Consider the following 12,558-nt stretch of genomic DNA (forward strand, 5'->3'; position numbering starts at 1 on the left):
GTAGAGACGACACCCTCACCCTTTTCTTGTTTTTACCGGCCTCGCCGAGCCGGTTGCATTCCGCGTGCGGATTCCTAATGCAAGCCCGCGATGTAATCGGCGACGGCCTTGATCTCGTTGTCCGACAAACGCGATGCTATCGCATGCATCGCGTCGTTGTTATTACGCGCGCCCGGCCCTTGGGCAAACGCGGTCAACTGCGCCACCGAGTACTCGGCCCACTGCCCCGACAAGCGCGGGAACTGCGACGGGATGCCTTGACCGGTGGGACCATGGCAGCTTGCGCAGGCCGGCACGCCCCGGTCGGCGATGCCGCCGCGATAAATCTGCTGACCGAGTGCGACAGTGTTCTTGTTATGCGCATAGCCGGGCTTCGGCGTCTGCGTCGAGAAGTAGGCAGCGACGTTGACCATGTCCTGATCGGACAGCGCCGCAGCCATGCCCGCCATGATCGCATTGTTGCGCGCGGGCTGCCTGGCGCCCGGCTGCGTCTTGAAATCTCTGAGCTGCTTGACGAGATACTCAGGATGCTGGCCCGCCAGCTTCGGATAGGCACCACCGGCGCTGTTGCCGTCTGCCCCGTGGCATGACGCGCAGACCTGCATGGCGATTGCCTGCCCCCGATTGACGTCCGGTTTCGCCGGATCTGCTGCTCGTGCCTGAATTGCCAAACCTGAAAGACCTGCCGCTACGTGAAGCACCATCAGAGTCTTGCACAGTCGATTCATTCGCACACCCTGTCTCGTCTTGTGGGATTTTAGAGGTTCTGCAAAGTACGACGACGGCGACCGAGTGACCGCCAGGAGCCCCCAAGGCACGTGGGGCGGCCCCCTCAGGTTTTCAGTAAACCATCGTATTGTACAATAACTCGCTAATCGCTTAGACGCCAGTCGGGCTTGACCCCGTTCCCGCTGCGAGTTCCGCGGCGTCTTCCATCTGGCTTCCACCATGCCCTTCCTGCTCCACGAATCCCGTTTCTTCACTACCGTCAATCATCTGCGCGATCTGCCCGCAACCGCGCAGCCCGAAATCGCTTTTGCCGGACGCTCGAACGCGGGCAAATCGACCGCGATCAATGTGCTCTGCAATCAGAAGCGGCTCGCGTTCGCGAGTAAGACGCCCGGCCGCACGCAGCACATCAACTATTTTTCGGTGGGCAAGGTGGACGAACTGACGGGCTATCTCGTCGACCTGCCCGGCTACGGCTATGCGGAAGTGCCTGGCGCGGCGAAGGCGCACTGGGAAGCGCTGCTGTCCACCTATCTGCAATCGCGCTCGCAGTTGCGCGGCATGATCCTGATGATGGACTCGCGCCGGCCGCTGACGGAGCTGGACCGGCGCATGATCGAGTGGTTCGCGCCGACCGGCAAGCCGATCCACACGCTGCTGACCAAATGCGACAAATTGACGCGCCAGGAAAGCACGAACGCGTTGCGCACCGCCCAGAAGGGATTGGCCGAATACCGCGCCGCCGGCTATCGCGGTGAACTGAGCGCGCAACTGTTCTCGGCGCTCAAGCGCACCGGGCTCGATGAGGCGCATGCGCTGATCGAAAGCTGGCTGATTCCCGAGGCGGCGGCCGATACGCAGACCGCCGAATGAATGCCAACCGGCACCGGAAACCATGAAATGGCGGCTAAGACCGCACTTTCAGGCCGCCCATAAAAAAACCCGCCGCTTGAACGGCGGGTTAAACAGCCTAATCGAAAAAACGACAGGCACCCGCTCAGGGAGGAGAAGCGGGGAGGTCAGCGCAAGGCGCCTTGCTCGATCGGTATGATATACCATTGTCTCGAAAAGTTTCCGGGAGCGGAGGCAGGCGCTACGTGTCCACTCCACCCATCCACGATCCTCGATTCGATATGAGCTTCTATCCTCACCACCGTCCGCGCCGCATGCGCCATGACGACTTCTCGCGTCGCATGATGCGCGAAAACATCCTCACCACCAACGATCTGATCTACCCCGTCTTCATCGTCGAAGGCACGAATGTGCGTCAGGCCGTGCCGTCGATGCCGGGCGTCGAGCGTGTATCGGTCGACCTGCTGATGGGCGTCGCCGAGCAATGCGTCGAGCTGGGCGTGCCGGTCCTGTCGCTGTTTCCCGCGATCGAGCCGTCGCTGAAGACGCCCGATGGCCGCGAGGCGGCCAACCCTGCCGGCCTGATTCCGCGCGCCGTCCGCGAGCTGAAAAAGAATTTCCCCGATCTCGGCGTGCTCACCGACGTCGCACTCGATCCGTACACGAGTCACGGCCAGGACGGCGTGCTCGACGAAGTCGGCTATGTGATCAACGACGATACCGTCGAGATCCTCGTCGAACAGGCGCGCGCGCAGGCTGAGGCCGGCGTCGACATCGTCGCGCCGTCGGACATGATGGACGGCCGCATCGGCGCGATCCGCGAGATGCTCGAGAGCGAGAACCACATCCACACGCGCATCATGGCTTACGCGGCGAAGTACGCTTCGGCGTTCTACGGCCCGTTCCGCGACGCCGTCGGTTCGGCGACGAACCTCGGCAAGAGCAACAAGATGACGTACCAGATGGACCCGGCCAATTCGAACGAGGCGCTGCGCGAAGTGCAGGCGGACATCAACGAAGGCGCGGATATGGTGATGGTCAAGCCGGGCATGCCGTATCTCGACATCGTGCGCCGCGTGAAGGACGAGTTCCAGTTCCCGACCTACGTGTATCAGGTAAGCGGCGAATACGCGATGCTGAAGGCCGCCGCGCAGAACGGCTGGCTCGATCACGACAAGGTGATGATGGAATCGCTGCTCGCGTTCAAGCGGGCTGGTGCGGACGGCGTGCTGACGTATTTCGCGCTCGATGCCGCGCGAATTTTGCGTTCGCAGAAGTAGGCCGCAGCGCGCAGTAGCTTGAGCGCGATTTAGCGCTCGCCTGCTGGTTGATGCAACGAAGAACGGCGGCAGACCTCGTGGTCGAGCTGCCGTTTTTTATGCAGGTCTTCTTCAGGCGATGCGGCGCAGGAGCGCCGCCTGCGGCACGCCCCACTACACGCCGGCCGGCTTCACCCGATCCAGCGTGCGAAGAAATTTATCCGCCGACTCGTAGCCGACAACCCGCAGTACTTCCTTGCCGCCCGGGTCGAAGAAAATGATGCCCGGCGGCCCGAACAGATCGAAGCGCTTGAGCAGCGCGTGATCGTCGGTATTGTTCGCGGTGACATCGGCGCGCAGCAGCTTCATCTGCTTCAGTTTTGCCTGGACGCGCGGGTCGCTGAAGGTGAACTTCTCCATTTCCTTGCAGCTCACACACCAGTCCGCGTAGAAATCGAGCATGGCGGGCTGTGCGGCGGTTTTGACGGCCTGGTCGAGTTGATCCGACGAACGTACCGGCGCGAACGTCAAATCGCTCTGTGGCGCCGCGCCAGTGGAATCGGGCCCATTGGCGGCAGTCGCCTCGACGCCGCCGCGCGCCGCGAGGACCGCGAGCGGCCGCAGTGGGTCCGACGATCCCGCCGCCAGACCGACCAGCAATGTCGCCGCCCATACGGCCATCACCACCCCGACCGCGCGGCCGAGCCGGCGCCATACCGATCCGCCGGCGATCGGCGCTGAAAAAAGCCCGAGCGCGGCCGCCGCGATCAGCAGCCAGAGTGCGCTCAACAGCATGGTCGCGGCCGCGCCCAGCACCGGCCAAACGATCCACAGCGCGGCAGCGAGCAGCACGACGCCGAAGAACACCTTCACGCCGTCCATCCACGCACCCGCGCGCGGCAGGAACGTGCCTGCGCCGAGACCGAGGATCAGCAGCGGCACGCCGAGCCCGATACCCATCGAGAACAGCGCGGCACCGCCGAGCACGGCGTTGCCGGTATGCGCGATAAACGCGAGCACGGCAAAGAGCGGAGCAGTCATGCACGCGCCGACCACCAGCGCGGAAAGCGCACCCATCACAGCGACAGCGGTAAATTTGCCGCCCGAGCGTCCCGCCGACGCGCTCGACATGCGATCCCGCCAGCGCGCCGGCAGTTCGATGTCGACACCGGAGATCAACAGCAGCGCGAAAATCGTCAGCAACACGCCGAACGCGCCGAGCACCCACGGGTTTTGCAACCACGCGCCGAGACTCTGCCCAACGAGTGCCGCCGCGACGCCGAGCGCGGTGTACACGAGCGCCATGCCGATCACATAGGCGAGCGACAGCGCGAAGCCACGCGAACGCGTGACTCGCGCGCCTTCACCGATGATGATCGCCGACAGGATAGGGATCATCGGATACGAACACGGCAACAGGCTCAGAATCGCGCCGGCCACGAAATACAGCCCGACGATCGCGAAGAAGCCGCCGCGCTGCAGCAGCGACTGGGCATAGTCGGCGCTGGTGGCGCGCTCATACCAGGGCTCGTCGTCCGCCGTGGATTGCTGGGTGGCCACGGCGGGCGCCCCGCTGCCAGCAGGCTGCAAAGCCGCGCCGCTCACGTGATACACACGCTCCATCGGCGGATAACAAATGCCGGCGTCGGCACAACCTTGCGACGTCACCGCCAGATCGAATGGGCCCGTGGCCTGTTTGACCGGAATGCGGATCGTCAACTCGTTGCGATAGGTTTCGACGTTCTTGTTGAACGTCTGATCGAACTTGACGTGACCCGCCGGCAATTGCGGCTCACCGAGCGTGACCGTGCCGTTTCGGGTCGCGAATGCAAAGCGCTCGCGGTACATGTAGTAGCCGTCCGCGATCTTGTATGTCACGTCGACTTCGCCGGGCTGCTCGGTCGCGCTGAATTTGAATGCGACGGCGGGGTCGAGAAAGTCGTCTGCGGCACGGGCAGGCGTGGCGAATTGCGCGAGCATCGCGCAGCCGAGCAGGAAGAATACGACGCGCAGGACATCTCGCGCACGTCGGTCGAGACCGTTAAACATGGAGAGTACGTTGGGTTTCAGCAGTGATCCACTGGCCGTACGCGGCCGATGCCGTCGCTTGCCAGCAAAGGATCTCCGGCGTGTCGTAGGGATGGTGAGCCTGGATGTACTGCTCGAGTTCGGGCGCGCGTGCCAGGCTGGTCTTGAACAGCAACTGGATTTCCTCGGCAGTCTCGACTGCACCCTGCCAGTGATAACTCGACTGCACGCTGCCGAGTTGCGTCACGCACGCACAAAGACGGGCGGCGAGCGCCTCCGCAGCGAGCTTCTGAGCGACGGCCGCATCCGGCACAGTCGTCAGCATCAAGGTCACATTCACACTCACAAAAAACTCCGGCGACGCGCGATTCAGACCCATATCGTATCACCGGGTCCTTCCGCCCCGCAGATCGCTGCCCGCTGCATTTGGCCGCTGCCGAGGCGCTGTTTGCGTGTGGCGATCAGGAGTCAGGCGTGGAAAACAAAAAAGCCAGGCTAGGTGCCTGGCTTTTTCTCGAAGCTAAAAAAGCTTATTCAGCTTCTTGCACTTCAACTTCTTCAACTTCCGGACGGTCGAGCAGTTCGACCAGTGCCATCGGTGCGTTATCGCCAACGCGGAAGCCGAACTTCAGGACGCGCAGGTAGCCGCCCGGACGATTTGCGTAGCGCGGACCGAGCACGTCGAACAGCTTCGTGACCGAGTCACGATCGCGCAGGCGGTTGAACGCGAGACGACGGTTTGCCAGCGACGGCTTCTTGCCGAGCGTGATCAGCGGCTCGACGACTTTACGGAGTTCTTTTGCTTTCGGCAGCGTGGTCTTGATGACTTCGTGCTCGATCAGCGAGTTGGACATGTTACGGAGCATTGCCAGACGGTGGCTGCTCGTGCGGTTCAGTTTCCGCAGACCATGACGGTGACGCATGTTAATTCCTTCAGTTCAAAGTTTTGGTCCAGCTCTTCTATCGCGCTCGTTTCGCTGCATCGACATGCAGGCGGTGAGAGTGCACGGGCCGGTAGTGAAAAAAGACAAGACGCGGATTTTAAAGGAAAATCCGCGTCTTTGCCAGTACAGTACAGCGGAACGACTCGCGGGCTACACCCGAAATTACTTGTCGAGACCAGCCGGCGGCCAGTTTTCGAGCTTCATACCGAGCGTCAGACCACGCGACGCCAGAACTTCCTTGATTTCGTTCAGCGACTTGCGGCCAAGGTTCGGCGTCTTGAGCAGCTCGTTTTCCGTGCGCTGGATCAGGTCGCCGATATAGTAGATGTTCTCGGCCTTCAGGCAGTTCGCGGAACGAACTGTCAGTTCGAGGTCATCGACCGGACGCAGCAGGATCGGATCGATCTGCGGTGCGCGCGACGGCGCTTCAGCCGCAGCTTCCGTACCTTCCAGAGCCGCGAACACCGACAGTTGATCGACCAGAATGCGAGCCGATTGACGGATCGCTTCTTCCGGCGAAATCACACCGTTGGTTTCGATGTTCATCACGAGCTTGTCGAGGTCGGTACGCTGCTCGACGCGAGCGCTTTCGACCGCGTAGCTCACGCGGCGAACCGGCGAGAACGACGCGTCCAGCACGATACGGCCGATGATCTTGGCCGACTCTTCGCCGTAACGACGCACGTTGCCCGGCACATAGCCGCGGCCCTTTTCGACCTTGATCTGCACGTCGAGCTTGCCGCCCTTCGACAGGTGCGCAATCACGTGATCCGGGTTGATGACTTCGCAATCGTGTGCGAGTTCGATATCACCGGCAGTGACCACGCCTTCGCCTTCCTTGCGCAGCGTAACCGTCACTTCGTCACGGTTATGCAGCTTGAAGACGACACCCTTCAGGTTCAACAACAGGTTGACCACATCCTCTTGCACACCGTCGAGCGTCGAATACTCATGCACGACGCCTGCGATCGTCACTTCGGTCGGCGCGTAGCCCACCATCGACGACAACAGTACGCGCCGAAGCGCGTTACCCAAGGTGTGGCCATAACCGCGTTCAAACGGTTCCATGACCACTTTCGCGTGGCTCTCGCCAAGCGATTCAACTGCGATGATCTTGGGCTTCAACAAACTGGTTTGCATAGGTTTTCCTTTTCAATACCCTCGGCTCGTTACACCGATAAGGCTGACCGGTAACAACCTGAAAATAAACAGCCGAGACGGCCCCTTGCACAACGCAATCGGGCCGCCCCGGCAGTCAATCCGATTACCGCGAATACAATTCGACGATCAGGCTTTCGTTGATGTCGCCAGCGATGTCGCTGCGTTCCGGCTTCTGCTTGAAGGTACCTTCGAACTTCTTCGCGTCGACCGCGACCCAGCTCGGCATACCGCCTTGCTCAGCGAGCGACAGGGCTTCGATGATACGAGCCTGCTTGCGCTTCTGTTCGCGCACGGCGACGATGTCGCCAGCCTTCACTTGCATCGACGGGATGTTCGTCACGACGCCGTTCACTGTGATCGCCTTGTGGCCCACGAGCTGACGTGCTTCAGCGCGCGTCGAGCCGAAACCCATGCGATACACGACGTTGTCCAGACGCGACTCGAGCAGTTGCAGCAGGTTTTCACCCGTGTTGCCCTTCAGGCGATCTGCTTCAGCGAAGTAGCGGCGGAACTGGCGCTCGAGCACACCGTAAATGCGCTTCACTTTTTGCTTTTCGCGAAGCTGCGTGCCGTAGTCGGACGTACGTGCGCCCGAGGTGCGGCCGTGCTGACCAGGCTTGCTGTCAAGCTTGCACTTGTCGGCGAGCGAGCGGCGGGCGCTCTTCAGGAAGAGGTCGGTGCCTTCACGGCGAGACAGCTTGGCCTTAGGGCCGATATAACGTGCCACGTTGATTCCTTCTGTGAATAATCACGCGAGTGTATCCACTCACGCTAGTCCGAACCCTTTGGGTCGAACGGTGGGCTTAGTCAATTCAGTAACGCGCACAGCCCGCCGCCGCGCAAAGCGGCAACAGGCGCTCGCAAAAACCAGCGTCTTAGATACGACGACGCTTCGGCGGACGGCAGCCGTTGTGCGGGACCGGCGTCACGTCGGAGATCGCGGTGATCTTGATACCAAGACCATGCAGCGCGCGCACCGCCGATTCACGGCCAGGACCAGGGCCCTTGATCCGCACTTCGAGGTTCTTCACGCCGTATTCCATCGCCACGCGGCCAGCCGATTCAGCTGCAACCTGAGCTGCAAACGGGGTCGACTTACGCGAACCCTTGAAGCCCTGACCACCCGACGTTGCCCAAGCAAGCGCGTTGCCTTGACGGTCGGTGATCGTGATGATGGTGTTGTTGAACGACGCGTGAACGTGAACCACGCCCTCGGCGACGTTCTTCTTGACCTTCTTGCGAACGCGTTGCGCCGCGGAGTTGTTCGAAGCCTTAGCCATTACGTTTTCCTGTAACTGTCAGTTCCGCTTACTTCTTCAGCGACTGCGCTGCACGACGCGGACCCTTACGCGTACGGGCATTCGTACGCGTACGCTGGCCGCGCAGGGGAAGACCCTTACGATGCCGCACGCCACGATAGCAGCCGAGATCCATCAAGCGCTTGATGTTCATCGTCGTTTCACGACGCAGATCACCTTCGACGATGAACTTGCCGACTTCTTCACGCAGCTTTTCGAGGTCTGCGTCGTTCAGGTCTTTGACCTTCTTCGAAAATGCCACACCAGCAGCGACGCAAATGTCGCGCGAGCGCGTGCGGCCGATACCGTAAATAGCCGTCAGGCCGATTTCGGTATGCTGGTGATTCGGGATGTTAACCCCTGCGATACGAGCCATTGTTTTTCCTCAAACAAAAAGCGCAAGCAAAAGCGCGGCGTTCAGCCTTGACGCTGTTTGTGGCGCGGATCAGAGCTGCAAATCACGCGCACAACGCCTTTGCGCTTGATGATCTTGCAATTGCGGCAAATGCGCTTAACCGATGCCATCACTTTCATGATATTACCCTTTTTTCAAATCACTTCGCCCGGAACACGATCCGCGCACGCGACAGATCGTAAGGCGTCAATTCAACCGTCACCTTGTCGCCCGGCAGAATTCGGATGTAATGCATCCGCATCTTGCCGGATATGTGTCCCAATACGACATGGCCGTTTTCCAGCTTCACCCTGAAGGTAGCGTTAGGCAGGTTCTCGATTACTTCGCCCTGCATCTGGATAACATCGTCTTTGGCCATAAGTCCTTTCAACGCATCGGGACGCCGCCGCCTTTGAAATTAGCTTTCTTCAGCAGCGATTCATACTGTTGCGACATAACGTACGACTGCACCTGCGCCATGAAATCCATTGTGACGACGACAATGATCAGCAGCGACGTTCCACCAAAATAAAACGGCACGTTCCAGCGCAGCACCAGAAATTCGGGCAGCAGGCAAACGAACACGATGTAGATCGCACCGGCCAGCGTCAGACGCGTGAGGATGCGGTCGATATATCGCGCTGTCTGATCGCCCGGGCGGATGCCTGGGACGAAAGCGCCACTCTTTTTCAGGTTGTCGGCCGTTTCTCTGCTGTTGAACACCAGTGCGGTGTAGAAGAAACAGAAGAAGACGATCGCCAACGCGTACAGCAACACGTACACGGGTTGACCAGGCTTCAAGGCCTCGGCCACGTTGTGCAACGTGTCTGCGAACCAGCTGGTGCGCGAACCCGAACTGAACCAGTTCAGGATGGTTGCCGGGAAGAGAATGATCGACGATGCGAAGATCGGCGGAATCACACCCGACATGTTCAGCTTCAGCGGCAAATGCGAAGACTGGCCACCGTAAATCTTGTTGCCCACCTGGCGTTTCGCGTAATTCACAAGAATCTTGCGCTGGCCGCGTTCGATGAACACCACCAGATACGTCACAGCGGCAATCAGCGCGACGACGATAATCGCCGAGATGATGCTCATCGAGCCGGTTCGCACCAGTTCAAAGAGACCACCGATTGCGTTCGGGAAACCGGCCGCAATACCACCGAAAATGATGATCGAGATACCGTTGCCAAGCCCGCGCTCCGTGATCTGCTCACCCAGCCACATCAGGAACATCGTGCCGGTCACCAGCGTTACGACCGTCGTCAACCGGAACACCATCCCCGGATCGATCACGAGGCCCGGCTGATTTTCCAGCGCGACGGCAATGCCGAACGCCTGAAAGGTCGCCAGCACAACCGTGAAGACCCGCGTGTACTGCGTAATCTTCCGTTGGCCTGCCTGCCCTTCCTTTTTCAACGCCTCGAGCTGCGGCGAGACAATCGCCAGCAACTGCATGATGATCGACGCCGAAATGTACGGCATGATCCCCAGCGCGAAAATCGTGAACCGCGAAAGTGCGCCACCCGAGAACATGTTGAACATGCCAAGGATGCCGCCCGACTGGCTTTGGAACAGCTTCGCCAGTTGGTCCGGGTCGATACCCGGCACCGGAATGTGCGCGCCGATACGATAGACGACCAGCGCCAGCAGCAGGAACACTGCTCGCCGACGCAGATCGCCAAACTTCGCCGCGCTGCGACCGGGTTTTGCGAGACTCGGGCTGTTAGCCAAGTACCTTCTCCGATGCAAATGCTAGTGACGGCAAATAACTTGCGCGTTACTCGGCAAACGAGCCACCGGCTGCTTCGATAGCAGCGCGTGCGCTCTTCGTCGCACCCAGACCCTTCACAACGACCTTGCGCTTGAGCTCGCCCGTTGCAATGATCTTGGCGCTACGGATCAGCTCGCCGACCAAGCCGGCTTGCTTGAGAGCCAGCAGATCGATTTCGTCGACCGGCAGCTTCTCGATATCCGAGAGACGCACTTCACCGACGAATTCCTTCGTCAGCGAGGTGAAGCCACGCTTCGGCAGGCGACGTTGCAGCGGCATTTGACCGCCTTCGAAGCCAACCTTGTGAAAGCCGCCCGAACGCGACTTCTGACCCTTGTGACCACGGCCAGCGGTCTTGCCGAGGCCGGAGCCGATGCCGCGGCCAACGCGACGCTTTGCATGCTTCGCGCCTTCAGCCGGCTTCAGGTTATTCAATTCCATTATCAACTCCTTGAGTCCTGGTCAGCCGCTTAGCTGATGACCTTAACGAGGTACGAAACCTTGTTGATCATGCCGCGCACAGCCGGCGTATCCTGCAACTCGCTAACCGAGTTGAGTCGGCGCAGGCCCAGACCACGCACCGTTGCACGGTGCGATTCGCGGGTGCCGATCAGGCTCTTGACGAGCTGGACCTTGACAGTTTTATCAGACATGGTGTCCACCTTTAGCCCAGAATTTCTTCGACGGACTTGCCACGCTTCGCAGCGATGTCGGCCGGCGTGGACTGCTTGCGCAGGCCGTCGAGCGTCGCACGAACGAGGTTGTACGGATTCGTCGAACCGTGGCTCTTGGCCACGACGTTCTGCACGCCCATCACGTCGAACACTGCACGCATCGGACCGCCAGCGATCACACCGGTACCGTCCTTCGCCGGAGCGAGGAGGACCATCGATGCGCCGTGCTTACCGTGCACTTCGTGTTGCAGGGTACCGTTCTTCAGCGGCACCTTGAACATGTTGCGGCGGGCCTGCTCCATCGCCTTCTGGACAGCAACCGGCACTTCCTTCGCCTTGCCCTTGCCCATACCGACGCGACCATCACCGTCGCCAACCACGGTCAGTGCAGCGAAGCCGAGAATACGGCCCCCCTTCACGACCTTGGTCACGCGGTTGACCGAGATCATCTTTTCACGAAGGCCGTCGTCGCGTTCGTCAGCCTGAACTTTAGCTTGCATCTTTGCCATGACGAATTCTTCCCTTAGAACTTGAGTCCGGCTTCGCGCGCCGCATCAGCCAGCGCTTTCACGCGGCCGTGGTAACGGAAACCCGAACGGTCGAAGGCGACGGATTCGATGCCGGCAGCCTTAGCCTTTTCTGCAATGCGCTTGCCGATCAGGGTCGCAGCAGCAACGTTGCCGCCCTTGCCCGATTGATCAGCCAGTTGCGCACGCACTTCGGCTTCGAGCGTCGACGCGCTGGCGAGCACCTTGGTGCCGCACGGCGAGAACACTTGTGCGTAGATGTGCGTGTTCGTGCGATGCACGGCGAGACGCGCGACCTGCAGCTCAGCGATCTTGATACGCGTCTGACGAGCGCGGCGCAGGCGAGATTGAGTCTTATCCATGATTGCGCACCCTTACTTCTTCTTCGTTTCTTTGAGGATCACAACCTCGTCGGCGTAACGCACGCCCTTGCCCTTGTAGGGCTCCGGCGGACGGTAGCCGCGCACTTCTGCCGCGACTTGACCGACTTGTTGCTTGTTGATCCCCTTGATCACGATTTCGGTTTGCGACGGGGTTTCTGCCTTGACGCCAGCCGGCATCTGGTGCACCACCGGGTGCGAGAAACCCAGCGACAGATTCAGCTTGTCGCCTTGCGCCTGCGCGCGGTAACCAACGCCAACCAGCGTCAGCTTGCGCTCGAAACCCTTCGTCACGCCGTGCACCATGTTCGCCACCAGTGCGCGCATCGTGCCCGACATCGCATTCGCTTCGCGGCTTTCGTCGACCGGCTCGAACTTCAGCGTGCCGTTGTCGTTCACCACCTTCACGAGGCTGTTTGCAGCCTGCGAAATCGTACCCAGCGGACCCTTGACAGTGATGCTGTCGGCGCTCAGGGCCGCTTCCGCGCCTTGCAGCGCGATCGGGCTCTTACCTACTCGAGACATGTTTCTCTCCTTT

General features: G+C 60.5%; 18 protein-coding genes. 2 read left to right on the top strand and 16 right to left on the bottom strand.

Annotated features, from left to right (window positions below; genetic code table 11):
- Positions 1–74 precede the first annotated feature (74 nt).
- On the bottom strand, positions 75–728 hold the full coding sequence (locus F3J20_RS21665) for a c-type cytochrome (protein WP_167284484.1): 654 nt from the start codon (positions 726–728) through the stop codon (positions 75–77).
- A gap of 220 nt (positions 729–948) precedes the next feature.
- On the opposite strand from F3J20_RS21665, the gene yihA reads away from it, so the two are divergent.
- Both yihA and hemB read left to right on the top strand, forming a co-directional pair.
- Positions 949–1,602 carry a ribosome biogenesis GTP-binding protein YihA/YsxC gene (gene yihA / locus F3J20_RS21670; protein WP_167045456.1) on the top strand — a complete coding sequence of 218 codons (654 nt, stop codon included), beginning with the start codon at positions 949–951 and terminating at the stop codon, positions 1,600–1,602.
- 260 nt (positions 1,603–1,862) lie between these two features.
- Positions 1,863–2,861 (top strand): porphobilinogen synthase, encoded by a 999-nt coding sequence (hemB, locus tag F3J20_RS21675; RefSeq protein ID WP_167284478.1) that lies wholly within the window; start codon positions 1,863–1,865, stop codon positions 2,859–2,861.
- 153 nt (positions 2,862–3,014) lie between these two features.
- Here the strand turns inward: hemB and dsbD are convergent, their stop codons facing one another.
- The 15 genes from dsbD to rplF all read right to left on the bottom strand — a co-directional run bounded on the left by dsbD (position 3,015) and on the right by rplF (position 12,545).
- The gene (gene dsbD / locus F3J20_RS21680) at positions 3,015–4,889 is read right to left on the bottom strand and encodes a protein-disulfide reductase DsbD (RefSeq protein WP_167284479.1); all 1,875 of its coding nucleotides are present in this window, start codon (positions 4,887–4,889) and stop codon (positions 3,015–3,017) included.
- The gene (cutA, locus tag F3J20_RS21685; RefSeq protein ID WP_205988803.1) at positions 4,882–5,208 is read right to left on the bottom strand and encodes a divalent-cation tolerance protein CutA; all 327 of its coding nucleotides are present in this window, start codon (positions 5,206–5,208) and stop codon (positions 4,882–4,884) included. The genes dsbD and cutA overlap by 8 nt, the downstream gene beginning before the upstream one ends.
- A 190-nt stretch (positions 5,209–5,398) precedes the next feature.
- Positions 5,399–5,791: a 50S ribosomal protein L17 gene (gene rplQ / locus F3J20_RS21690; RefSeq protein WP_013589828.1), complete on the bottom strand. Its 393-nt coding sequence runs from the start codon at positions 5,789–5,791 to the stop codon at positions 5,399–5,401.
- A gap of 183 nt (positions 5,792–5,974) precedes the next feature.
- Positions 5,975–6,952, bottom strand: a complete 978-nt coding sequence (gene rpoA, locus F3J20_RS21695) for a DNA-directed RNA polymerase subunit alpha (protein WP_007730697.1) — start codon at positions 6,950–6,952, stop codon at positions 5,975–5,977.
- Positions 6,953–7,076: 124 nt separating this feature from the next.
- The gene (gene rpsD / locus F3J20_RS21700) at positions 7,077–7,700 is read right to left on the bottom strand and encodes a 30S ribosomal protein S4 (protein ID WP_167045447.1); all 624 of its coding nucleotides are present in this window, start codon (positions 7,698–7,700) and stop codon (positions 7,077–7,079) included.
- A gap of 148 nt (positions 7,701–7,848) precedes the next feature.
- Positions 7,849–8,253, bottom strand: coding sequence for a 30S ribosomal protein S11 (rpsK, locus tag F3J20_RS21705; RefSeq protein ID WP_006052224.1), 405 nt, complete (start codon positions 8,251–8,253; stop codon positions 7,849–7,851).
- Positions 8,254–8,281: 28 nt separating this feature from the next.
- Positions 8,282–8,647, bottom strand: coding sequence for a 30S ribosomal protein S13 (gene rpsM / locus F3J20_RS21710; protein ID WP_006052223.1), 366 nt, complete (start codon positions 8,645–8,647; stop codon positions 8,282–8,284).
- Between the two features lie 41 nt (positions 8,648–8,688).
- A complete protein-coding gene (rpmJ, locus tag F3J20_RS21715; RefSeq protein WP_004199844.1) occupies positions 8,689–8,805 on the bottom strand; it encodes a 50S ribosomal protein L36 in 117 nt (38 codons plus the stop codon).
- Positions 8,806–8,825: 20 nt separating this feature from the next.
- On the bottom strand, positions 8,826–9,044 hold the full coding sequence (gene infA / locus F3J20_RS21720) for a translation initiation factor IF-1 (protein WP_004521905.1): 219 nt from the start codon (positions 9,042–9,044) through the stop codon (positions 8,826–8,828).
- An 8-nt stretch (positions 9,045–9,052) separates the two neighbouring features.
- Positions 9,053–10,399, bottom strand: coding sequence for a preprotein translocase subunit SecY (secY, locus tag F3J20_RS21725; RefSeq protein WP_008923333.1), 1,347 nt, complete (start codon positions 10,397–10,399; stop codon positions 9,053–9,055).
- 46 nt (positions 10,400–10,445) lie between these two features.
- Complete coding sequence (rplO, locus tag F3J20_RS21730) at positions 10,446–10,880, bottom strand: 50S ribosomal protein L15 (protein ID WP_008923334.1); 435 nt, start codon at positions 10,878–10,880, stop codon at positions 10,446–10,448.
- A gap of 29 nt (positions 10,881–10,909) precedes the next feature.
- Entirely contained in the window at positions 10,910–11,092 is a 183-nt protein-coding gene (gene rpmD, locus F3J20_RS21735; protein ID WP_008923335.1) for a 50S ribosomal protein L30, read from the bottom strand.
- Between the two features lie 11 nt (positions 11,093–11,103).
- The gene (gene rpsE, locus F3J20_RS21740; RefSeq protein ID WP_167045433.1) at positions 11,104–11,622 is read right to left on the bottom strand and encodes a 30S ribosomal protein S5; all 519 of its coding nucleotides are present in this window, start codon (positions 11,620–11,622) and stop codon (positions 11,104–11,106) included.
- Between the two features lie 14 nt (positions 11,623–11,636).
- A complete protein-coding gene (rplR, locus tag F3J20_RS21745) occupies positions 11,637–12,002 on the bottom strand; it encodes a 50S ribosomal protein L18 (protein ID WP_008923336.1) in 366 nt (121 codons plus the stop codon).
- Positions 12,003–12,014: 12 nt separating this feature from the next.
- On the bottom strand, positions 12,015–12,545 hold the full coding sequence (gene rplF / locus F3J20_RS21750; RefSeq protein ID WP_167045430.1) for a 50S ribosomal protein L6: 531 nt from the start codon (positions 12,543–12,545) through the stop codon (positions 12,015–12,017).
- Between the last annotated feature and the right edge of the window lie 13 nt (positions 12,546–12,558).

The sequence above is a fragment of the Paraburkholderia sp. Cy-641 genome (genome assembly GCF_011752945.1).
Lineage (GTDB): Bacteria > Pseudomonadota > Gammaproteobacteria > Burkholderiales > Burkholderiaceae > Paraburkholderia.

Bases quoted from the DNA above. Each gene is read 5' to 3' on its own strand.
- F3J20_RS21665 (WP_167284484.1), bottom strand. From the start codon at position 728: ATGAATCGACTGTGCAAGACTCTGATGGTGCTTCACGTAGCGGCAGGT.
- rpmJ (WP_004199844.1), bottom strand. From the start codon at position 8,805: ATGAAAGTGATGGCATCGGTTAAGCGCATTTGCCGCAATTGCAAGATC.
- rplQ (WP_013589828.1), bottom strand. From the start codon at position 5,791: ATGCGTCACCGTCATGGTCTGCGGAAACTGAACCGCACGAGCAGCCAC.
- hemB (WP_167284478.1), top strand. From the start codon at position 1,863: ATGAGCTTCTATCCTCACCACCGTCCGCGCCGCATGCGCCATGACGAC.
- rpsK (WP_006052224.1), bottom strand. From the start codon at position 8,253: ATGGCTAAGGCTTCGAACAACTCCGCGGCGCAACGCGTTCGCAAGAAG.
- rplF (WP_167045430.1), bottom strand. From the start codon at position 12,545: ATGTCTCGAGTAGGTAAGAGCCCGATCGCGCTGCAAGGCGCGGAAGCG.
- rpoA (WP_007730697.1), bottom strand. From the start codon at position 6,952: ATGCAAACCAGTTTGTTGAAGCCCAAGATCATCGCAGTTGAATCGCTT.
- rpsE (WP_167045433.1), bottom strand. From the start codon at position 11,622: ATGGCAAAGATGCAAGCTAAAGTTCAGGCTGACGAACGCGACGACGGC.
- rplO (WP_008923334.1), bottom strand. From the start codon at position 10,880: ATGGAATTGAATAACCTGAAGCCGGCTGAAGGCGCGAAGCATGCAAAG.
- infA (WP_004521905.1), bottom strand. From the start codon at position 9,044: ATGGCCAAAGACGATGTTATCCAGATGCAGGGCGAAGTAATCGAGAAC.
- rpmD (WP_008923335.1), bottom strand. From the start codon at position 11,092: ATGTCTGATAAAACTGTCAAGGTCCAGCTCGTCAAGAGCCTGATCGGC.
- rpsM (WP_006052223.1), bottom strand. From the start codon at position 8,647: ATGGCTCGTATCGCAGGGGTTAACATCCCGAATCACCAGCATACCGAA.
- rplR (WP_008923336.1), bottom strand. From the start codon at position 12,002: ATGGATAAGACTCAATCTCGCCTGCGCCGCGCTCGTCAGACGCGTATC.
- yihA (WP_167045456.1), top strand. From the start codon at position 949: ATGCCCTTCCTGCTCCACGAATCCCGTTTCTTCACTACCGTCAATCAT.
- dsbD (WP_167284479.1), bottom strand. From the start codon at position 4,889: ATGTTTAACGGTCTCGACCGACGTGCGCGAGATGTCCTGCGCGTCGTA.